Source organism: Sellimonas caecigallum, assembly GCF_019754295.1.
Lineage (GTDB): Bacteria > Bacillota > Clostridia > Lachnospirales > Lachnospiraceae > Sellimonas > Sellimonas caecigallum.
The window spans coordinates 39,436-61,397 of sequence record NZ_VIRV01000012.1 but is presented as its reverse complement, the minus strand read 5'-3'; the positions used below and the strand labels follow the sequence as shown (position 1 = coordinate 61,397).

The window sequence follows — 21,962 nt, the reverse complement described above, 5'->3', positions numbered from 1 at the left end:
TCTGCCACAATTTATAAATAATTCATCGGGTCTACCGGCACACCGTTTACATGGACTTCATAGTGAAGATGAGGTCCTGTCACAATGCCTGTCGCACCGACTGCCGCAATATTCTGTCCTCTGGACACTTTCTGTCCCTGAGTCACATAAACCGCACTGCAGTGCTGATACCATGTCTGCATTCCGTTTCCATGGTTGATAACTACATAATTTCCTCTTGCGCTGTTGTAAGCGGAAGTAACAACCGTGCCATCCGCTGAAGCGTAAATCGGTGTCCCTGTTGCAGCTCCAAAATCGACACCATCATGGCGTGACGTCGCCCCTTCTGTCGGAGCTTCTCTGTATCCGAATCCACTTGTGATCCTCGGGTTTGCAACCGGGTAGGATAAAGTTCCATTTCCAGACACGTGGGATCCTCCTCCACCGCTTCCGCCGGAACCGGATGAACCGCTGTTTCCGGAATTTGCGGAACCGCCTCCATTGGACGGTTTATTCTGAGACTGCTGTTTGTCTTTTGCAGCTTCTTCTGCAGCTTTCTTTGCTGCCGCTGCCTCTTCCTGCCGTCTCTTGGCTTCCTGCGCCTCTTTGATCAACTGCTGAAGTTTTGCAGCATTTTCTCCGATCTGTGTTTCCAGACTTGCAATCTCCACCTGCTTTTCCTGAAGCAGTTTGTTTACGTTATCCTTCTTCTGTATCAAATCATTTTGAAGTGTTTTCAGCTCTTCCTCTTCTTTCTGAAGAGCTTTTTCTTTCTTCTCCACTTCTTTTGTGAGATTCTCATATTTCTCCAGCATTTCTCTGTCATACTCAGAGATCGTCTTTACGTACTCTGCCTTATTCAGGAGATCTCCCATACTCTTGGCGCTGAACAGAACTTCGATAAGGCTCGTATTTCCGTTCTCATACATATATTTTATGCGCAGTTTCATTGCTTCATACTGATCATTTTCCTGAATCTGTGCTTTTACAAGCTCATCCTGCGCAGTTTTTATCTCATCTTGCTTTGCCGTCAGTTTCTTTTCAGCATCTTCCATATCACTCACAACCTGGTTCAGCTGTGCGGAAAGAGAATTCTTTTCATTTTCCGCCGTATTTTTTTGTTGTTCAAGCTGCTGTCCTTTCTGCTGTGCATCTGAGATGGAGTCTGCGTGAACCGGAACTACGAGACTCAACGTCAGGAAACCGGACATGGCCGCTGCCGCAATGCGTCTGACTCGTCGTTTTTCCATCTTCTTTTGTCCTCCCGGGACTATGCCCTTAAATGTTTACGGATTGTTATGAAACTTCCAAGGAAACCGATACCTGCCCCCAGTACAAGGCCGATCGGCAGAAGCATATGGTAAACCTCTGAAACCGGAATAAAATCAATGATATTGTTTAGAAGGCTGAAGCGTTCCATAATATAAGCCACCGCTTTGTTGTACATAAAATAGAGAAGTACAAGCGGGATGATTGCTCCGAGGATTCCGATGATCAGACCTTCTATGACAAATGGAGCCCGGACAAATCCATCCTTTGCTCCGATGTATTTCATGATCGCAATTTCTTCCCTTCGGACCGTAACCCCCATGGTAACTGTATTGCTGATCAAAAATACGGATACAGCAAGCAAGATTACGATGATGGCGATGGAGACATACCAGATCAGTTTGTTTAACTTCGTCAAAGTCTTTGCCACCACATCCGACTTATTGACATTGCTTACGCCGTCCATCTCCTGAGCGTGTTCAACGATATCCTGCTGTTTGGATACATCGTCCATGTATACTTCATAGTGATTGGAATTGACAAGCGGATTGTCGTCTGCAAACCCTTCCGCCGCCTCCTCGCTGCCTTTAAAGTAGTCTTTCTGGAATTCTTCCCACGCTTGTTCTCCGGTCACATATTCGACTCTGTGGACTCCTTCTTCCTTCTTGAGCGCCTCCCCGACTGCATTGATCTGGTCATCCGGGGTGCCTTCCTCGAAGAATACCGTGATCGCAACACCCTGCTCTGCTTTCTTGACCATATAATTAAAATTCATGACAATGGAAAAGAAAAGCCCGAACACAAAAATACATGCCGCCATCGTGGCGATCGAAGCCAGCGAAAACAGTTTGTTGCGGAAGATATTCTTGACTCCCTGTTTCGTTGAATATCCTACTGTACTAATTTTCATTATTATACCCACCTTTTTTCTCGTCGCTTACAATGACCCCTTTTTTCATTGTGATAACGCGCTTCTTCATCTCGTTTACAATCTCCTGATTATGCGTAACGACAAGCACCGTCGTCCCCCTGTCATTTGCCTCTTCCAACAGTTTCATGATCTCCCATGAATTTGTCGGGTCAAGGTTACCTGTCGGCTCATCCGCCAGAAGGATCGCCGGCTCATTGACGATCGCCCTCGCGATCGCAACCCTCTGCTGTTCTCCCCCTGAAAGCTCTTTCGGAAATGCTTTGTATTTCTGAGCGAGCCCTACAAGAGACAATGCTGCCGGTACTTTCTGCTTGATAATACGAGGCGAAGTCTCCGTTACGCGGAGTGCAAATGCTATGTTCTCATAAATATTTCTGTCTTTCAGAAGTCGGAAATCCTGAAACACAACCCCGAGATGCCGTCTGTACTCCGGAATTTTTCGGTGTTTCAGCCGGTTCAGGTTCTGGCCGTTGACGATGATGCTTCCACTCGTCGGATCCAACTCCTTCATAAGCAGACGGATCAGTGTGGATTTCCCGGAACCACTGTCCCCTACGATAAACGCGAACTCTCCTTTTTCGATCTTTAAGTTCACGCCGTTAAGAGCAGCAATTCCCTTGGAATACTCTTTCGTCACTTCCTTAAATTCAATCATAAGTCTCCTCCTAGCTAATTACTGATACTCCATTTTTCTGATTGTTGATTAATACTCAAGTGTCTCCATGTACTTCATGTATTTGACAACCATCAGGGCAATCTTAAATGTGATTGCATCCTCAAATACTCTAAGATCAAGACCTGTACTTTTCTGAAGCTTGTCAAGCCGATACACTAACGTGTTCCTGTGAATGTAAAGCTGGCGTGACGTCTCAGAGACATTCAGGCTGTTTTCAAAAAATTTATTGATTGTCGTAAGAGTCTCTTCGTCGAAATCATCCGGAGATTTACCCTCGAAAATTTCACGGATAAACATTTTGCACAGAGGGATCGGAAGCTGATAGATCAACCGTCCGATTCCAAGTGTACTGTATGCAATGATATCTTTCTCTTCAAAGAAAATCTTTCCTACATCAAGCGCAAGTTTTGCTTCTTTGTATGACTTTGACACTTCCTTGATATCGCCGACGATGGTACCGTAAGCGATATGGATCCCCTCTTCACCTTCTGATTTTAACATAGAAAGCATTTCCTGGGCAACCTTTTCCATCTCAGCGTACCCTTCTCCGGATGCAAGTTCCTTTACCACGATAATGTTCTTTTCGTCCACAGCCGTGATAAAGTCTCTGGCTTTTCCGCCAAGAAGGCTCCTCACGCTGTCCAGTGCATTCGTGTCTTTATCATGAGAAGTCTCAATTATAAAGATAACACGTCTGACGTCTGTGTCAATATGCAATTTTTTTGCGCGGTTATAAATATCCACTAAAAGCAGGTTGTCAAGAAGCAGGTTTTTAATGAAATTGTCTTTGTCGAATCTCTCTTTATAGGCCACGAGAAGATTCTGGATCTGAAAAGCCGCGATCTTTCCAACCATGTAGACATCGTCGTTTCCACCATTTGCCAGAAGAATATATTCCAACTGATGTTCATCAAAGATCTTAAAAAACTGATACCCCTGAATAACCTGACTGTCCGCAGGGGATGCCACAAAAGAAAGCACTGCATTCTCGTAATCGCCGTTTTCCTGAAATGTTGATGCCAACACTTTCCCGTCGATATCCATGACACATAAATCGATCCTTGTTATCCCTTTCAATCCTTCAATCGTGTTTTGCAATATCTGATTTGATATCATCTGGACTCCTCTTTTCTTCTTTTTTTTACAGCAATTTTCACAATCACTGTTTATGTTTTTTCCAAGATTCTAAATATACCTACGATATATACTAATATAAATCCACAAAAAAAGAAAGAGGAAATCATACTTTTTTATGCATTTCCTCTTTTTTCTATGCTTTTTTCATGTTTTTCCACTGTGCATTGTTACCAAAAGAAACCCTTTTTTGTTCAGCTCTGCTCACGTTCTTTTCTCTTTATTTCTGACTTCAGCATCAGCTTCACAAATATATCCCGTATTCTTTTTTTCTTTACATTCGTATGTCTGGTATTTTGGATACCTTCTCCGATCCCAAGCCACAGTCTGGCGTCCAAAAGATGAGCGCTTCTTTCCACAAAATCTTCCTGAAACGGCGACGGCAGGGCGGAAAGGACACACTCTGTCTCCGCGCCGTTGATCTTATTGATGATCATGTCATCGATCCCCGGTCTCTCTTCCACTGCCTCCATACCGGAAATTACCATGTTACGATAATATTTCTCGATATGTGCCTGAAACGCTTCCAGATTTTCCTGAGTTCTGGCAATAAGAAAAACTTTTTTCTTTCCCTTATCCAGATAGCGCATGAACATCTTAAGAAAAAGGTTTGTCTCTGCTTCACGTATAAGCCTTCTGTCCTCCACATTGGATAATTCCAAAAGCGTCTTGTCTCCCACAACAAGAAGATCCATCTTTTCCAGTTTTTCTCTGAGATCTCCCGTCTCAACAAGTTCGATCACTGCCTGTCCTGCCAACACCTCGATCGTGTTGATCGGTTCCGTCTCCATATAGCGGATTGCCTCCTGCATAGCCGCCTTGGCCGTCAGGCTATCGATCAGCACCCCTAATACCTTAATTTTTTCACTCATAATACCACCTATATATTCCCAGCCGCACAATTATAGCAGAGACACATAGGAATTTCAACACATCTAACAAAACATTCATACTTGTTAACACTTTTGTAAAGCCAAAGATCATATGGAAACGCCTGTTTTGGGAACTGAATTCTATTGCCTGTCTTTCTCCTGTCTCCTTTTGTTCATCAGACCTCCGATCCTTCCCGTCTCTTTTGATGAAAGAGATTTCCACCCTTGTGTAAGTACCCTGTCCAAAAGTCCAAGCTCCTCCGCGATCTCGTATTTTACTTTTTCTTCTTTTGTCAGTTCATCCAGGTTAATCTTTTTTTCTTTTTTTGCAGTCATAAAAATACTCTCTCCTTTCCTGGAGAGAGTATTTCCATTCCTTTCCAATCTTATTCAACCTGATCCGGCATGATAACTGCAGCGATAAAGTATGCAAGCACTCCTGTTCCAAAGCTTGCGCACGAAAAGAGCACATAGGCAAGCCGCACGATAGTCGGATCGATATTGAAATATTCTGCCACCCCGCCGCATACTCCGCAAAGCATCCTGCTGTCTCTCGAGCGATACAATCTTTTTTTCGGTTCCATTCCTTTTCCTCCTTCATGATTTCTGGTTTATTGTACAAATGTAAGTTCGATCCCACCAGCTGCACAATCCGCTTTCACTTTTTTCTGCGCATTGTTGTCGATCTTTCTTTTCCCGCCAAAACCGGCTATCTGTTCTTCTCCGTCGATGCTGATGCTTCCGGCACTGCAGTCCAGATCGTAATCATACTGTCTTCTGCAGCCCGAAAATTCCAGACTCACGCCTCCGGCGCCGCAGTCTATTAAAACTTTTTCCGGAGCATTGCCGCCAAGCATCGTAACTCCTCCAGCGCCACAGTCAATATCAAGCTCTTCCGCTTTGAACTGATCCATCTCTACTGCCCCGGACCCCACATTGACTTTCATCTTTCTGCTGAGAATCTGTTCTGCATAAGCGCTCCCGGAGCCGACATTGATACATGTCTTGTCAAACTGAAAATCCCGCGGGAGAGAAATCCTGAGTGCTGATGTCGTATTGTCCGCAGGCCGTCCAAGCATTTTGTGTGAAGATGAATCTACGATGAGTTCTTCCTTATCCTGCCGGATATCGACCTCCGTCCTGTCATCGAGATTTTCTCCTTGGACCCACATCTCCTCTTTCAGATTCTCATCAATCTGGAAGTAGAGGTTCATGGATTTTACTTTTATGTTCAGCTTTTTGATCCCCTGGTACGCACCGAATGTCTTCATTCCTTCTTCTGAAGATGTTCTGGAGACCTTCTTCCCGCGAAGCAAAGAAAAAATCACAAAGAATGCGCAGAGGATTGCCAGAGCCCCAAACACAATCCCTCCGATAACCGGGACGACAACCGGAAAACCGACACAGATGATCAGAATGATCAACAGGATCTTAAGTGGTCTGCTCGTCCACGGCTTCTGATTTCTGCTCTGCTCCCTTTCTTCATTCGAATGCCGGCTTTGAGGCACCTCTCTCTCTTCGTACCTTGTCTGAGCATAACCAGTCTCCCGGTATTCACTGCCTCCATCTTCGCCTTGCAGTCCTTCCCTTATCATAAGCGCTACTTTCTCGGGACTTCCCAGTTCCTCTATGACACGCTCCTCATTTTCTTCTCCTGCATCGGCAAAATAATCTTCATAATACTGAATTGCCTCCTGTCTTTCTTCTTCGGAAAGATCGCCAAGAAGTTCTCTCAGTCTTTCTATAAATTCCTGACGATTCATTTTTTCATTCCTCCCTCAAATAGATCTGTGATCTTATTAGAATATCGAATCCACTCTGCCTTATATAGATTCAGCTGTGCCATCCCTCGCTCTGTCACTTTATAATATCTGCGGTTTCTTCCATCGAACTGTCTGTCATAGACTTCCAGACACTCATCTTTTTGAAGTCTCCGAAGCACAGGATACAGTGTGGACTCTGAGATTTCTATGGCTTTTCGTACGTCCTGTGTGATCTTATATCCGTACGTGCCTTCTTCTTCTCTCGATACAATGGCAAGGACGATCGCATCGAGAAGAGCTGCTCCGGTATTAAATACCATGATCTCACACCCTTCGTCTGTTTGTCATTCTGTAATATTGTTTTTATATCTATATTATATGTCATATAATATTGTTGGTCAATGTATATCCATGGAAGAATTTCGAAATATTTTATTAAGATACTCTTTTCCACAAAAATAGGGACCGGCAAATCAATTGCCAGTCCCCCGCAAACCGAAATCCTTTTTACCGGATGATCCAAAGAGCCACAGCTGCCTGCAGAATCAGAAATACCGGTACGAGAATCCGAAATTTCCATTTTTTCGTCTTGTGCCGGAAAACTTCCATTCCAACCAACGCCCCCAAACTACCTCCCAAAAATGCACATAAGAGGAGCGCTGATTCTGAAACTCTCCACCTCTGGTGTTTTGCCTTCCACTTATCGATTCCATAGAGAGCAAATACAGCTATGTTCCACGCTGCCATCACAGCAATTCCGTATTCCCACTTCATCTGTTCCTCCTATACCCGTATCTCTTTTCGAAGAGCAAAGGAATAAATGATTTTTTCCTTTACTTTTTTTCCCAGGCTTTTTTCCAGAGCCTCCGCATAATAATCCAACTGAATACGGTACTTTTCTCTTAGTTCCTCTTCTTTTTTGACCCAGTCTGTTTTATAATCCAGCAGAACAATCTCCCCGTCTTCCTCAAAATAAAGATCAATGATTCCCTGTATCAGAATCGTCTCTTCGTTCCCTTCCGACACATCATAGATTCGACTGGCCGGAATTCCAAAGACAAATGGCTGCTCTTTTTTTAGTTTTCCTTCAAGAGCTGCTTTTCTGATGCGCCCGGCACATTCCGAGCCAAGAAATGTAAGGATCCCTTTTCTCCCAACTGCTTTTGCCGCCTCATCTGTAATTTTATTTTCTTTTACAAAAGATGCGATGGCGGTGTTGAGTTCTTTCTCCGTATATGTTGCTGTGAAGTCCAAAAGTTCCAGTATCCGATGGTAGGCTGTCCCCCTGGAAGCTCCCTCTACAGCCACTTCTTCCTTCATAAATGCCGGAATGATATCCTCCGGATCCTCTTTGTAGAGCTGCTCCCCGTCTGTCTCTTCCTTTGCTGTCTCCGGCTCATACGCTCTTCGTTTCAATTCCGACACCGTAAATTTTCTGCTCCATCCGCTCTCTTCCAGGTACGGATAGCAAAAGGAAAATGACTCCGAAAGTTTCTCTTTCATCTGTGAATCATACACAGTATGAATATCCATTGCTCGGATATCTTCCCTTGTGATCTGCTTTTGCACTTCTTCCAGACTGGTCTCCAGAAGAATCTCTTTTTCACTGATCACATCCATGCGAAGTGGAATTTCTTCCCCGTTTCGCTTCCTGTCTTCCAGGCGTACCATCGCCGGAAGAAGAAAGTCCAGATAAGTTCCTGCTGATGCAAGAGTTCCAAAAGAGAGTGGGAGTACTTCCCGTCTCCGGATCCGTTCATATTTTTGCAGACTTTCCGCCGCATTACCCACGACACCTGTCATGATGAGTTTTTCCTTTGCCCTTGTGAGCGCCACATACAGCACCCGAAGTTCTTCGCCGAGATTTTCCAGCCGGATTTCTTTTTGAATAACTTTCTTTAAAAAGGAAGCTGTCTGCATCCGCTCTTTGAGATAGACTGCGTCAAGTCCAATCCCAAAATCCTGATGGATCACAACTTTTCTCGTAATATCCTGAAGATTGAACCTCTTTCCCATCCCGGCTGCGATTACGACAGGAAATTCCAGTCCTTTACTCTTGTGGATACTCATGATCCGGACAGTGTCTGCATTTTCATCCATTGTGATGGCTTCCCCGTAGTCGATATCGTATTTTTTCAGCTGCTCTATATAACGGATAAAGTGAAAAAGGCCTTTGTAGCTGGAGCTTTCAAAAGCCTTCGCTTTTTCTATCAGCATATCCAGGTTGGCGCTCCGCTGGATCCCTCCCGGCATGGCGAGAATATGATCCCTGTATCCTGTTTCTGTCACAAGCTCTTCCAGAAGCTCATGCATGGCCGTATACGGAACTTTTTCCCGAAATCTTCTCAGCATATCGTAAAATTCCTGCAGTTTCTTGTTTTCATGTTCCTGTCTGTATCGTGACACTGCCTCATGGTATGGAAGATTTGGGTAGGCCAGGCGGATCTGTGCCAGCTCCTCATCTGTCATCTTTCCAAAAACAGACGTAAGCACTGCCGTAAGCGGCAGATCCTGCTTTTCGTTGTCCAGCACCCGAAGATAATCAAGCAGAAGTCCGATCTCCCTCGTCTTGAAATATCCTTCTTTTGTCCCACTGTATGTGGGAATTCCCTGTTCGCTCAACACTTTGGCAAACACGTCGCTCCATCCCTGGAGACTTCTGAGAAGGATCACAATATCTTTGTAGGAAGCATTTCGGTATCGTCCGGTCTCTTTATCTTTGACCTGCCCATGCTTTACGATATCCTTGATTTTCGCCGCCACAGCTCTTGCCTCCAGCTCTCTTGCCGGAAGCTCTTCCCCTTCTTCTATGAGAAGCAGTTCGGTTTCGCAATCTTTCGCCTCTTCGAAAGTGGCTCCCACATACAGGGCCGCATTTTCATCGTACTGAATTTTCCCAAGTTCCTTTGTCATAATTTGATAAAACAGAAAATTGATCGCATCAAGTACTTCTCTTCTGCTTCGGAAATTTTTATGCAGATCGATCCGCTGTTCCTTTCCGTCTTCCATGGAATAGGACTCATATTTCTCCATAAAAAGTTCCGGTCTGGACAATCGGAAACTGTAGATACTCTGCTTTACATCTCCTACCATGAATACATTGTACTGCCCTCTTTTCATCCTGGAAATCTGCATCAGCAATGTCTCCTGAATGAGATTGCTGTCCTGGTATTCGTCGATCATGACTTCCTCGAATCTGTCCCGGAATTCGTCTGCCACCTCTTCATGTTCCAGGATTCTCAGTGCATACTGTTCCATATCACTGAAATCGATCATGTTCCGTTCTTGCTTCTTTTCTTCAAATGCCCTTGCAAAAAGAATCGTCAGCCGAACAAGCTCACGGGCCACAGGGGCAGCCATCTCCATATCCTTTTGGAGCTCCATGGCCGGCTCCTGAAAATACTGTTCTTTCAGGCTGGATATTTCTTTTTTGACCTGGTCCCTTAATTTTTTTACAAGCTCTGCCTTTTCTTCCGACACAGACGGATCCCTGTTGGATGGAAGGCGATCAAATTTCAATCCTGCCATTTTTTTCTGAAGTTCCGTGAATCCGTCGGCAGAAGAAAAATCCCGGATCTTGCCGATATCGGAATCAATAACCTTTTCATATACCGCCGGCCCATCTGCTTCCTGGCAGACAGACTTGGCAAACAGGAGGCTTTCCTCCATATCTTCCAGATACTTGCACGTATTCTTTGCCGCACACTGCACAAACGAAAGTTCATCCCATTTGCAGGTTCCTGCTTTCTCATAGCTTACCGCACACTGTTCAAGCCACTCCTCCGGTTTTGGATTGCTCCTTGAAAATTCGTAGAGTTCAAAGATCAGTTCTTCCAGTTTTTTGTCATCTCTTCCGGGAGCCATGGCTTCAGCAAAAAACAGGAATGGCTCTGAAGCTTCCTCATACGCTTTCTCCAAAAGTTCTTCCATGACTTCCTGCATGAGAAGTTTTCGTTCTCCTTCCTCAGCTGTCCGAAATCCCGGCTCCAGATCGATCGTATGGAAATAGTCTTTGATGACGGAAAGACAGAAACTGTGGATCGTTGTGATCTGCGCATGGTGGATCATTGTCGCCTGACGCTGCAAATGTACATTTTCCGGATCCTCTTCCAGCTTTTTCTCGATGGCCCCTCGGATCCTCTCTTTCATCTCCGCCGCTGCCGCCTCAGTAAATGTAACGACCAAAAGCCGATCCACGTCCAGAGGGCTCTTTTCATCCGTAAGCCTCGTTATGATTCTCTCCACGAGTACTGCCGTCTTGCCCGAACCTGCTGCTGCGGAGACTAAAATATTTCTATTTCTCAGAGAAATAACCTGCTGCTGCTCTTTTGTCCATGACACTCCCATCTGCTACTTGTCTCCTTCCTCTTCCAGTTCCTCTCGGATTTTTTGGAACGCTTCATCCCGTTTCATGGCGGCAAGCTCCCTGTAAGTACACTCTGAAAGCCGCTCGTCAAACCCACAGATATTCTGGTACGGACAATACGCACAGCCTGTCATTGTGCCAAGTTCGTATGGCTTTGCCTCTGTCCTTCCCTTCAGGATCTCTTCCTTTAAGTTTTCTGTCTTGCGCTTCGTATAACGGGACAGGAGGGCAAACTCTTCCCCTGTGGCCGCTTTTGACGTCTTTTTCAGACTTCCGTCTTTGTTGACTCCAAACGGAGCAGCAAGAGAACTTCCCTGCACTTCTCGGTCGAAATGCCTGTAAACCTCCGGATCCGCATTGATCAGTCCGTCCGGGCGAAGCTCTTTTAAAATGGCCTCCTCCAGATTCTCTGCCTTCGTCTTCTCAACGATAGGATCCTGCATCTTGTAATAAAAAATGCCGGCCGGAATCACTTCTTTTCCCGGATGCCTCCTCTTTTCTATCTCCAGCGCTGCATTCATGTAAACGGTAAGCTGAAGTTGGATCCCATAATAAAAAGAAGCGATATCAAATGATTTCGATCCCGTCTTATAATCTGTCACTTTCACATAAACCTGATCGTCTGTTTCACATGTATCGATACGGTCGATCTTTCCTCCTTCAAACCTGACTTCCGCTCCGGTCTGAACAAAATCCCCCCTTTTTTGCTGCTTTAGCAATGCCCATACGGTCCGTTCGACCAGACGCTTCATCCTTGTGATCAGGTATTCTCTCCGTTTCGTGCTGTAGAGGACTGTATTTTCATAATCCACGATGCTTTCCTCCACGCTCTCTTCTGCAATCCTCACACGCACATCATCCGGCAGTTCTCCGTCTGAAAGTTCCATGCGCGCAAGTTTTTTTGCCACATGTTCCATGGCGCGGTGGAAAATGTTCCCCCAATCCAGGGGCCGGAATTCGTATTCCTGCCGCTCATTGAGGCGGAGTCCGTACGCCATAAAATGCGCAAATGCACATGCAGCATACCTCTCCAGCCTTGTCACTCCGCTTTCTATATTCTCCTCATAGAGGAGTTTGGCCGTCTGCTCTTTGATCCCGTCTTCCCTCTTGTTTCCGAAATATGCATCCAGCACCGATTCGATGCGTGTCCGGGTTTCATCTCGACGCTCGTACCAAGCATAAAGTTCTTTCCAGTCTGCCCTTTCCATCCCCTCATCTTCCTGCATAACTTTTATCAGTGCCTGAATTCCAGTCTCTCTCGTCAGTTCTGTCTCTGCAAGCGTCCTTTCATCTTCCCTCACGACAGAAAGCTTTGGATACAATTTTCTCAGATCCTGCACAAGATATGCCGGCCGAAGGGACTTCCCGTCGGAAGATACATTGGAAAAGAAGATGTACAGCCTGTCTGAAGGCTTTGTGAGATTCATGTAAAGATAAAATTTCTGTATATAAGTCTTCTCTTTGCCTCCCGGCGAAAGCTTGATATCCGCTTCCTTTATCTTTTCTCTGTCATACTCGGACAAGATCCCCCCTGCACCCATCTTCCCGGGAAGAAGAGTGTCGTTTGCTCCGAGGAAAAAAAGCGCACGGATATCTTTGATTCTCGTACGTTCGATATCTCCGGCTACTACTTCATCCGTCCCAGGTGGTATAACTCCGACTTTGGCCTCCTGTAGTCCTGCATCCAGGAGATCACAGTACTCTTCCAGCGTAACCCTTTCATCCCCGAGAAGCGCTGCAAACTTGTCGAAAAGTTCAATGACGATCCGGTATACCTGAGAGTATTCTTTGGCAAGTGCAAGCTTCCCTTGCTCCTCAAACCGCTTTTCCTGTTCTCTTAACTGTCTTTGCAATTCTTCTTTTACGAGAAACTCATACAGTGCCCGCGTGATATCCACAACCGTTTTCCGCGGCTGTCTCAGTACAAAAACGAGGGAATCCACTTTTTCCACAAATCGGACTCTCAGGTGATTGACTCTCAAAAGTCCATCCTCATCCATCCCCCGCGTCTTTCGCACCCATTTTTCCTGCCATCTTTTGTAACCTCTGATCCCCATCGCAAGGACATAATTTTCTAACTCGTCAACTTCCTCAAAAGTAAACCCTGTCAGGTTTGTCCTCAGAAACCGAAACACACTCTCACATGTAAAACGCTTCTGCACCATGGAGACTGCGCTTCTTACATATTCCACAAAAGGATTTAAAAGTACACTTCTCTTTTGGTCTGCAAACACCGGGATACCATACCGGGAAAAAACCGTTCGAATCTGATCCGAGTAGATTTCAAGATCACTTGCGATTACCGCGATATCCCGGTAGCGATAGCCTTCCTTCCGCACAAGTCTGCGGATTTCCTGTGCCGCTGCCTCTGTCTCTTGTTTCGGGTCTGATGCACAATGGATCCGGACAGCACTCTGCTGCTTTTCGTACACCGCTCTATGATAGCGGAATAAATGATTTTCCAGAAAAGCCAGAGCTGAATTTTCCCGAAAACGGTATGGGATCTTCCCGTCCAAAACAACCGGATCTTTCACATGGATCCCTTCCTCTTTGCAGATGGAAAGAAGCTTGGATGTCATCTCCTTACTCATGGAAAAGAGCTGATACGGTCCCCGGTACACATATGGATCTTCATCCGCAGGTATCGTGACGGTCACTCTGACATCCTCACAGAGTCTTAAAAACTCCCTCACAAGGCGGTTCTGTACCGGAGTAAATCCCGTAAATCCATCCAGCGCGACGACACTCCCCTTCAACATATCTGATCCGGACACCCTGCCGCACAGGACATCCAGAAGTTCTTCCTTTGTGATATATTTTTCTTCCAGATACTGGTAAAATCCCTTGTAGACCTTTTTCATATCGGAAAGTTTGTAATAAAGGGAACTTCCTTTTCCTGCCTCCTCCATCATACGGTCGATCGTTTCTTCCCGAATATCGTACTGCGTAAATTCCGAGATGACAGATTTGACTTCACTGATGTATCCCTGCTTTTTCAGGTTTCCTTTCAGTACGGTAAGCTCCTCCTCACAGTCTCCTGCAATCTTCCGCAGAATGAGATTTTTCCCTTCATCGTCCAGGACGATCTTTTGGTTTCCTCCTGTCTCTTCCATGACACGGTAGGCCAGCCGCCCAAAACTCAGTACATCGATATTTAAAATGGCATGTCCCGGATGTGCCATGACCAGGTCTTTCTGTGTCTGCATCGTAAACTGCTCCGGCACAAGGACAAGATATGTCTTCTCCGGATTTTCCAGCGCTTCCTTTATGATGTTCTGATATAGAGAATGGGACTTCCCTGAACCGGAACTCCCAAAAATAAACTGTAATGCCATCTTCTGTTCTCCTAATTGACTTTCCCGTACAACTCTTTCGGGATACTGCCTTCCACATAGATTCCTTCTTCCCGGTAATCCTCTTTCAGCACTTCCCCATATGCACGGATAATCTGGATCTTTCCTGCCTCACTGTACGGATATACTCTTCTGATCTCCATGTTCCTGCCGCGGCTCCATTCTTCCAACATATCCAGAAGTTTAGGAATATTTTCTCCCGTGCGCGCAGAGACCGTGACTCTTGCATCAGACTTAAAATCCCGGATAAGCGTCCCCGGTTCCGCCTTGTCGCATTTATTGAATACCGTGATGACAGTTTTATTCAAAACACCAAGATTTTCCAGCGTCTCGTACGTCACATACATCTGCTCGTCCATCTGCGGATTTGACATGTCTACAACATGGAGGATCAGATCTGCATATTTTGCCTCCTCCAGTGTACTTTTAAAAGCTTCGATGAGATTGTGCGGAAGCTTGTTGATAAATCCTACCGTATCGGTCAAAAGAATCCTCTGCCCTCCCGGAAGTTTCAGAGCCCGGGTGGTCGGATCCAATGTTGCAAAAAGCTGATCTTCCTCCAGCACATCCGAATCTGTCAGTTGGTTCAGGAGCGTGGATTTTCCTGCGTTGGTGTATCCGACAATAGCCGCCACCGGCACATGATTTCTGCTTCTCTGCTCCCTTGTCACTTCCCGGTGCCGCCTGACATCCTGAAGCTCCCTGTTAAGCTGGGCGATCCGGCTTTTTATAAGCCTGCGGTCCATCTCCAGCTTTTTCTCTCCAGGGCCCCTTGTCCCGATACCGCCTCCAAGTCTGGAAAGACTTGTTCCAAGCCCTGTAAGTCTGGACTGCCGGTACTTTAGCTGAGCCAGCTCAACCTGGATCTTTCCTTCTTTCGTGGACGCCCTCCCTGCAAAAATATCCAGGATCACAAGTGTCCGGTCCATGATCTTACAGTCCAGTACATCTTTCAGATTTCCGATTTGGGCAGGGCTCAGCTCATCGTCGCAGACGATACCGTCGGCTTCCGTTTCCCACACAAGCCATTTCAGTTCGTCCAGTTTTCCACTTCCGACATATGTTCCCGGGTGGATGGCATCGCGATTTTGAATAACCGTCCCTACTACCTCTGCGCCTGCAGTCTTTACCAGCTCTTCCAGCTCTTCGAGAGAACTCTTTGCCTTCTCTTCCTCCTCAAGCGCCACTGCCACAAGAACTACTTTTTCTTTTTTCTTACTAAAATCAATCATTCATTCCCCGCCTGTGTTGATAAAAACTCTGCTTCTTTCTGCACTGTCTCGTCATCCGGATAAAGCTTCAGGTACGCATCGGCTTTTTCTTTTGCCTCCGCATACTTTTGGGCCTTCTCCAGAGCTGAAATCTCATTGAAGAGCATCTCCTTTTTCATCGAATCTTCCATCTCGCCACTTTGACTTCCCTTCTCAAAATAGGAAGCCGCCTCTTCATACTGTCCGACCTCCATACAGGAAGCCCCCAGCATGGCGTAAAGCTCAGGAGTCTCCTCAGCTCCTTTTTCCAGAGCCGTCTCAAAAGCTTCTTTGGCTCTGTCAAATTGTTTCAGTTCGTAGTAGCTGATGCCAAGTCCCCTATAGGCTTCCTTTTCCATGGAACTCTTCTTTGAAGCCTTCTCAAAAGCTTCTGCCGCTTCCTCGTACTTTTTCTCTTCCAGAAGGCTCGTCCCCTTCTCTATCTGTGTAGCACATCCGGTCAGGATGGCGCCGGACAGCAAAAGCACTGCTGCCAGAGATACTTTTCTCTTCATTCTTTCTACCACCTTTATTATTCTTTCTACTCCAGTACATGCTCCATTCCCTGATTCATGATCGTCTGGATATGATCATCTGCCAGAGAGTAGAAGACTGTCTTTCCATCTCTTCTGTTCTTTACGAGCTTCATCTGCTTCAGCACACGCAGCTGATGGGATATTGCTGACTGAGACATATTCAGCACTTCTGCAAGATCGCATACACAAAGTTCCGACTGAAACAGCACATACAGAATCTTCACTCTCGTCGGATCCCCAAATACCTTGAAAAGCGCCGCAAGATCGTTAAGGATCTCCTCCTTTGGCATATTTTCTTCTACCTTTTTGATGCAGTCTCCATGCAGCTCCAGACAGTCACAACATTCTGTCTCCATACATTCTGTTCTTCTGCTCATTATCATACTCCCTTTATCACTATTCTATCGGATCGATCTGCCAGTCGATCGGCGCTACTCCCTGGGCCTCCAGAAAACGATTTGCCTGACTGAACGGTCTGCTTCCGAAAAATCCCCTGTATGCGGAAAGCGGGCTTGGATGCGGCGCCTCCAGGATCAGATGTTTTGGATTGTGCAGCATCGCCCGCTTCATCTGTGCCGGTCTTCCCCACAGGATAAACACGACTGGCCGGTCCTGTTTGTCTACCTGGCGGATCGCCGCATCAGTAAACTCCTCCCATCCGATCCCCTTGTGGGAATTTGCCTGATGAGCGCGAACCGTAAGCACGGTATTCAAAAGCAGCACCCCCTGTCTGGCCCATTTGGTCAGACAGCCGTGATTCGGTATCGTACATCCGAGATCATCGTGAAGCTCCTTGTAAATGTTGACAAGGGACGGCGGGATATCTACCCCTGGCCTTACGGAAAAACAAAGTCCATGCGCCTGCCCGTCTCCGTGATACGGATCCTGACCTAAGATTACCACTTTTACATCTTTCAGCGGGGTAAGATGAAATGCATTAAAAATATCATTCGATGGAGGAAAAATTTTCCTTGTCCGGTACTCCTCGTTTACTGTCTGAAACAGCTTCTTATAATAAGGCTGTCTGAATTCCCCCTGCAAGGCCAAAAGCCAGTCATTCTGAATTGCGCCCATATAATGTATTCCGCTCCTTTATCTCTACAATCTGACAGGGATCCCCCTGCTTTTTAAGTATTCCTTCACTTCTCTGATCTTCAGTTCTTTATAGTGAAACAGCGATGCGGCCAACGCTGCATCTGCCTTCCCTTTGTCACTCAGCGCATCGTAAAAATGTGAAAGCTGTCCTGCTCCTCCGGATGCGATGACAGGAATCGACACATGTTCCGCAATCGTACGGGTCAAGTCAAGCTGATATCCTGCCTTTGTCCCGTCTCCATCCATACTTGTGAGAAGGATCTCTCCTGCGCCTCTCTTTTCCGCTTCCATGGCCCATTCTACTGCATCCAGACCGGTATCGATCCGTCCCCCGTTTTTGTACACGTTCCAACCGCTTCCGTCCGTCCGGCTTTTTGCATCAATGGCTACCACCACGCACTGACTTCCGAATTTGTATGCGGCATCCGAGATCAGATCAGGAGTGTTGATCGCAGACGAATTGATGGAAATCTTATCCGCACCGGCACGCAGGATAGTGCGGAAATCTTCTACTGTGCGGATCCCTCCTCCTACTGTGAACGGAATGAAAACGTTCTCCGCCACTTTCTCTACCATATCGATGACTGTGGCCCTGGCGTCCGATGAAGCTGTAATATCAAGAAACACCAACTCGTCCGCCCCTTCCCTGTCATACACCTTCGCGATCTCCACCGGATCTCCGGCATCCTTCAGATCTACGAAATTGACTCCTTTTACGACACGCCCGTTATTGACATCCAGGCACGGGATGATCCTTTTTGTAAACATCAGAATCCCTCCTGTCTTTCCACAAAATTTTTCAATATCTGAAGGCCAATCTCTCCGCTTTTCTCCGGATGAAACTGACAGCCAAACACATTTCCTCTCTCGACGGATGCATGGATCTTCACACCGTAATCAGCCGTTGCTGTCACAATATCCTCATCCTCAGCCTTCAAATAATAAGAATGTACAAAGTAGACATAAGAGTGTTCCAGAATATCCTGAAACAACCTTCCCTCTCTCGGATATTCCAGAGAATTCCACCCCATATGCGGGATCTTAAGACCTTCTTTTGCCGGAATCCGCAGAATTTTTCCTTTCAGAAAACCAAGCCCTTTTACCCCTTTGCTCTCCTCGCTCTCTTCAAAGAGAACCTGCATTCCAAGGCAAATCCCAAGAAGTGGGATTCCACTGTCTACCGCTTCTTTTAAAATAGCCGGGAGTCCGAATTTCTCCAGATTCTCCATGGCATCCCCAAAGGACCCTACCCCCGGCAGAATAATTCTGTCGGCAGAAAGAATTTTCTCACGATCTCTTGTGACGATCGGTTTTTCGCCGAGATGGATAAGTGCTTTCTCCACACTTCTCATATTCCCGGCATCGTAATCTATCAACGCTATCATATGCATCCACTCCTTATCTTTCTAAGTTTACCACACACCTTCCGAAAATAAAAGACAGAGATACGGAAAGCTTTTCTGATAAAATTCCGCATCTCTGTATATCTTCTGTTCATTCTATTTCCGTCACTCTATTTTCGATCCAACTCAAACCAGAATTTTACCCCGTTTTCATAGTTTTTCACGCCGTATTTCTGGTGGAAGGATTCCATGATCGCCTTGACGATGGAAAGGCCAATTCCATTTCCTCCATATTCCCTTGTATGTGCCTTGTCCACTTTGTAAAATTTGTCCCAGATATGACCAATATCCTCTTCCGGGATCGGATTTCCGCTGTTGAATACACTTACTCTGACTTTCTCTTCTACCTCTTCAATCCGAATTTCCACAATGCAGTTTTCATCCACATGATTGAGTGCATTGCTGATATAATTGCGGACTACCTGCTCAATCTTAAACTCATCAGCCCACACATACACTGGCTCGGACGTATTCATCTGGATCTGCACTTCTTTTTGCTTTGCAAGTATCTCCACACTTTGTACGACGCCCGAAATCAGACTCGTAATGTCGATTCGCTCAAACTGAGTCTCGTCCTTTCCAAGTTCCAGCTGATTGAGTGTCAGGAGATTTTTTACCATGCGGTTCATCTTATTGGCCTCATCAATGATGACATCACAGTAAAAGTCCATACTCTCAGGATCGTCCGTGATACCGTCTTTGAGTCCTTCCGCATATCCCTGAATGAGAGCTATAGGAGTCTTCAGCTCGTGTGATACATTTCCTATGAATTCTGTACGCATCGTCTCGATCTGCTCTTTCTTCCGTATATCTTTCTGAAGCTCATAGTTTGCTGTCTTGAGTTCTGAGATGGTCGTTTCAAGCTCATCGGCCATTGTATTGAAACTTTCTCCAAGCACCGCGATCTCATCATCCCCGCCTCTTGTGTACTTTACATTAAAGTCGAGTTTTGCCATCTTTTTTGAAAGTTCGGCAAGCTCCAGAATCGGCTCTGAAATCCGCCTGGAGAAAAACCAGACGAGCAGTGTTCCCACAAGGACCATCAAAATCCCGGTGTAGAGAATGAACTCATTGGAGATTCCTACATTGGCCCGAATACTTTCCAGCGGGCTCCTCATGAGCATGTAGCCCGAATCTGCAAACTCGCCCCACATTTCCAGATATTCTCCACCTTCTCTTACGTCCCTTGTCCGGCTGATCACATATTTGTCTGTCTGTTTCATCACTTTTGCGTACCCGGATACACGGTTAAATACATAGCTGTACATCTGATCCATGAGCTTCTGGGAATCGTTCACGTTCGTATACTCGACCGCAATCTCCCCGCTCACTACCTGGATCGCCAGGATAGACAGGTTGTTCTTCTCCGCCATTCGGTTTATCTTTTCGATTTCATCCGAGTCCTTCAGCATTCCCTTCTTCTGAACGGTATAAACCTCATGATATACATTCATCAGATCCATCTTTTTATTCTGAATATAGTACCACTCAGAAAAAAGCCCGTTTACAGAAACGAGAAGAATCAGAAGAAACAGGATCAGCCCGACAAAAATAACCATCATCTGTTTTCTGATGGAATATTTTGCCCCGAATTTTCCCATTATTTTGACACCTCAAATTTATATCCCATACCCCATATGGTCCGGATATATTCTCCTTTGTCTCCAAGTTTGCTCCTCAGTTTCTTAACGTGAGTATCGATTGTTCTGGCATCCCCGAAATAGTCATAGTTCCATACATTGTTGAGAATTTTTTCTCTGGAAAGAGCGATTCCCTGATTTTCCACAAAGTATGTAAGGAGTTCAAATTCCTTGAAGCTTAAATCGATAACCTGATCATCTATTTTGACAATATGAGCGGCTTTGTCAATCTCAATACCGCCGGCACGTAAAATTTCATCCATGGAAAGACCGCTGGTCCGTCTGAGAAGTGCATTGACTCTCGCAACGAGAATCTTAGGGCTGAATGGTTTTGAGATATACTCGTCTACCCCGAGTTCGAATCCATTTAATTCATCCCTTTCTTCTCCCCTTGCCGTCAGCATAATGATCGGAACTTTGGACTCTTTTCTGATCTCGCGGCACACTTCCCATCCATCCATCTTTGGCATCATGACATCCAGGATCAGAAGGCTTAAATCTTTGTTTTCATAAAAGATATCCATTGCTTCCATACCGTTCCCGGCCTCCAGCACTTCATAGCCTTCCCTCTCCAGGAAATCCCGGACCAGTTTGCGCATCCTGCTCTCATCATCCACTACCAATATCTTTATCTGTTCCATAACAGTCATCCCTTCTACACGTTTTCCAATATTTTAGCAGATAAATATGTCCTTTTTGTGTACATGCCCGCTTTTCTAACGTTCTTCATCCGGGCTTTTGCTGCTCGTTAGATGTTCGCCGTCGCTTTCAAAGACGATCGTCCCTTGTCGATCTGTTCTGAAAACTCCTGCATCCAATTTTTTGATCCGCTTCATGACACTCCTGTGAGGATGGCCATAATCATTGCTTTTTCCACATGTGAGGACAACAAAGGATGGATCTACCTGCTTTAAAAACTTCCACGAGTTGGCATCGCTGCTTCCATGATGATTGAGTTTCATGACATCCGACCGAATGTAAACCCTGGACTTCAGTATCTGCTTTTCCATTTTCTTACTGATATCGCCGCAGATCAAAAAGCTGTGTGCTCCATTGCTGATCCGGATTCCCAGAGACAAATCGTTGACATCCTCGTACTGCTTCTCTGAATCCGGTGTGACAAACAGAAATCTTGCTTCCCCAAGCCGATATGCTTCTTTGAATTCCGGTCTGTGTATCGTGATCTCTTTTTCCCGTACAGCTATCAAAACGTCCTGAAAACTTTCCGTGTCATATTTTTCTTTCGGGAGAAAGAACATGCCGATAGGGAAATTGCGTATGACCGCATCCATCCCTCCGATATGGTCGACATGCGCATGGGAGGCTATCACATAATCCAGATAGATGACTCCCTGATCCCGCAGATACTCAACTACAAGCTGTTCGCTCTCGTTTCCCCCCGCATCGATCAGCAGATTTCTGCCGTCCGCCTGTACGAGGATGCAGTCTGCCTGCCCCACATCGATAAAATGCACCCGCATGTTGCCGGATGCATACTGTGCAATATCTGTTCCTGTGTCTGTCTCTGTCTGCCCTTGCCTGAAAAAGGAAATAAGCCCTGCCACGGACAGAAATACCAATAGAAAAAAAAGATGAATACGCCGCTTTTTGCTTTTGTTCCTCACACGTAACTCCTCCGGAAATCCTGTTTATTCTTATTGTATCTCAACAGTTTCCGAATCATTCAGCTACACT

Annotated in this window: 21 protein-coding genes; all 21 read right to left on the bottom strand. The window is 45.8% G+C overall.

Annotation, left to right across the window (positions count from 1 at the left end):
- Positions 1-11 precede the first annotated feature (11 nt).
- A complete protein-coding gene (locus FLB61_RS09010; RefSeq protein WP_087202829.1) occupies positions 12-1,229 on the bottom strand; it encodes a murein hydrolase activator EnvC family protein in 1,218 nt (405 codons plus the stop codon).
- A gap of 20 nt (positions 1,230-1,249) precedes the next feature.
- Positions 1,250-2,158 carry a permease-like cell division protein FtsX gene (gene ftsX, locus FLB61_RS09005; protein ID WP_087211980.1) on the bottom strand — a complete coding sequence of 303 codons (909 nt, stop codon included), beginning with the start codon at positions 2,156-2,158 and terminating at the stop codon, positions 1,250-1,252.
- On the bottom strand, positions 2,148-2,834 hold the full coding sequence (gene ftsE / locus FLB61_RS09000) for a cell division ATP-binding protein FtsE (protein ID WP_087202833.1): 687 nt from the start codon (positions 2,832-2,834) through the stop codon (positions 2,148-2,150). Before ftsE ends, ftsX begins: the two co-directional genes overlap by 11 nt.
- 48 nt (positions 2,835-2,882) lie before the next feature.
- Positions 2,883-3,971, bottom strand: a complete 1,089-nt coding sequence (locus FLB61_RS08995) for a PucR family transcriptional regulator (protein WP_087202834.1) — start codon at positions 3,969-3,971, stop codon at positions 2,883-2,885.
- A gap of 212 nt (positions 3,972-4,183) precedes the next feature.
- A complete protein-coding gene (locus FLB61_RS08990; RefSeq protein ID WP_221919938.1) occupies positions 4,184-4,861 on the bottom strand; it encodes a WecB/TagA/CpsF family glycosyltransferase in 678 nt (225 codons plus the stop codon).
- Between the two features lie 141 nt (positions 4,862-5,002).
- On the bottom strand, positions 5,003-5,197 hold the full coding sequence (locus FLB61_RS08985; protein ID WP_087202838.1) for a small, acid-soluble spore protein, alpha/beta type: 195 nt from the start codon (positions 5,195-5,197) through the stop codon (positions 5,003-5,005).
- A 50-nt stretch (positions 5,198-5,247) separates the two neighbouring features.
- Positions 5,248-5,445, bottom strand: a complete 198-nt coding sequence (locus FLB61_RS08980) for a PspC domain-containing protein (protein WP_087202840.1) — start codon at positions 5,443-5,445, stop codon at positions 5,248-5,250.
- 27 nt (positions 5,446-5,472) lie between these two features.
- Positions 5,473-6,624, bottom strand: coding sequence for a DUF1700 domain-containing protein (locus FLB61_RS08975; RefSeq protein WP_221919937.1), 1,152 nt, complete (start codon positions 6,622-6,624; stop codon positions 5,473-5,475).
- Positions 6,621-6,944 carry a PadR family transcriptional regulator gene (locus FLB61_RS08970; protein WP_087202844.1) on the bottom strand — a complete coding sequence of 108 codons (324 nt, stop codon included), beginning with the start codon at positions 6,942-6,944 and terminating at the stop codon, positions 6,621-6,623. Before FLB61_RS08970 ends, FLB61_RS08975 begins: the two co-directional genes overlap by 4 nt.
- 187 nt (positions 6,945-7,131) lie before the next feature.
- A complete protein-coding gene (locus FLB61_RS08965) occupies positions 7,132-7,398 on the bottom strand; it encodes a DUF1294 domain-containing protein (protein WP_221919936.1) in 267 nt (88 codons plus the stop codon).
- A 9-nt stretch (positions 7,399-7,407) separates the two neighbouring features.
- A complete protein-coding gene (gene addA, locus FLB61_RS08960; protein WP_221919935.1) occupies positions 7,408-10,971 on the bottom strand; it encodes a helicase-exonuclease AddAB subunit AddA in 3,564 nt (1,187 codons plus the stop codon).
- A 3-nt stretch (positions 10,972-10,974) separates the two neighbouring features.
- Complete coding sequence (gene addB / locus FLB61_RS08955) at positions 10,975-14,325, bottom strand: helicase-exonuclease AddAB subunit AddB (RefSeq protein ID WP_221919934.1); 3,351 nt, start codon at positions 14,323-14,325, stop codon at positions 10,975-10,977.
- An 11-nt stretch (positions 14,326-14,336) separates the two neighbouring features.
- Positions 14,337-15,575 carry a GTPase HflX gene (gene hflX, locus FLB61_RS08950; protein WP_221919933.1) on the bottom strand — a complete coding sequence of 413 codons (1,239 nt, stop codon included), beginning with the start codon at positions 15,573-15,575 and terminating at the stop codon, positions 14,337-14,339.
- Positions 15,572-16,108, bottom strand: coding sequence for a tetratricopeptide repeat protein (locus FLB61_RS08945; RefSeq protein ID WP_221919932.1), 537 nt, complete (start codon positions 16,106-16,108; stop codon positions 15,572-15,574). The genes hflX and FLB61_RS08945 overlap by 4 nt, the downstream gene beginning before the upstream one ends.
- Positions 16,109-16,134: 26 nt before the next feature.
- The gene (locus FLB61_RS08940; protein WP_330620530.1) at positions 16,135-16,506 is read right to left on the bottom strand and encodes an ArsR/SmtB family transcription factor; all 372 of its coding nucleotides are present in this window, start codon (positions 16,504-16,506) and stop codon (positions 16,135-16,137) included.
- Between the two features lie 19 nt (positions 16,507-16,525).
- Entirely contained in the window at positions 16,526-17,203 is a 678-nt protein-coding gene (ung, locus tag FLB61_RS08935) for a uracil-DNA glycosylase (RefSeq protein ID WP_221919931.1), read from the bottom strand.
- Positions 17,204-17,227: 24 nt separating this feature from the next.
- Positions 17,228-17,992, bottom strand: a complete 765-nt coding sequence (hisF, locus tag FLB61_RS08930) for an imidazole glycerol phosphate synthase subunit HisF (protein WP_087202851.1) — start codon at positions 17,990-17,992, stop codon at positions 17,228-17,230.
- On the bottom strand, positions 17,992-18,609 hold the full coding sequence (gene hisH, locus FLB61_RS08925) for an imidazole glycerol phosphate synthase subunit HisH (RefSeq protein WP_221919930.1): 618 nt from the start codon (positions 18,607-18,609) through the stop codon (positions 17,992-17,994). Before hisH ends, hisF begins: the two co-directional genes overlap by 1 nt.
- A 128-nt stretch (positions 18,610-18,737) precedes the next feature.
- Complete coding sequence (locus FLB61_RS08920; protein ID WP_087202853.1) at positions 18,738-20,228, bottom strand: sensor histidine kinase; 1,491 nt, start codon at positions 20,226-20,228, stop codon at positions 18,738-18,740.
- Positions 20,228-20,908 carry a response regulator transcription factor gene (locus tag FLB61_RS08915; RefSeq protein WP_087202854.1) on the bottom strand — a complete coding sequence of 227 codons (681 nt, stop codon included), beginning with the start codon at positions 20,906-20,908 and terminating at the stop codon, positions 20,228-20,230. Before FLB61_RS08915 ends, FLB61_RS08920 begins: the two co-directional genes overlap by 1 nt.
- A 75-nt stretch (positions 20,909-20,983) precedes the next feature.
- Positions 20,984-21,892 (bottom strand): ComEC/Rec2 family competence protein, encoded by a 909-nt coding sequence (locus FLB61_RS08910; protein ID WP_221919929.1) that lies wholly within the window; start codon positions 21,890-21,892, stop codon positions 20,984-20,986.
- Positions 21,893-21,962 lie beyond the last annotated feature (70 nt).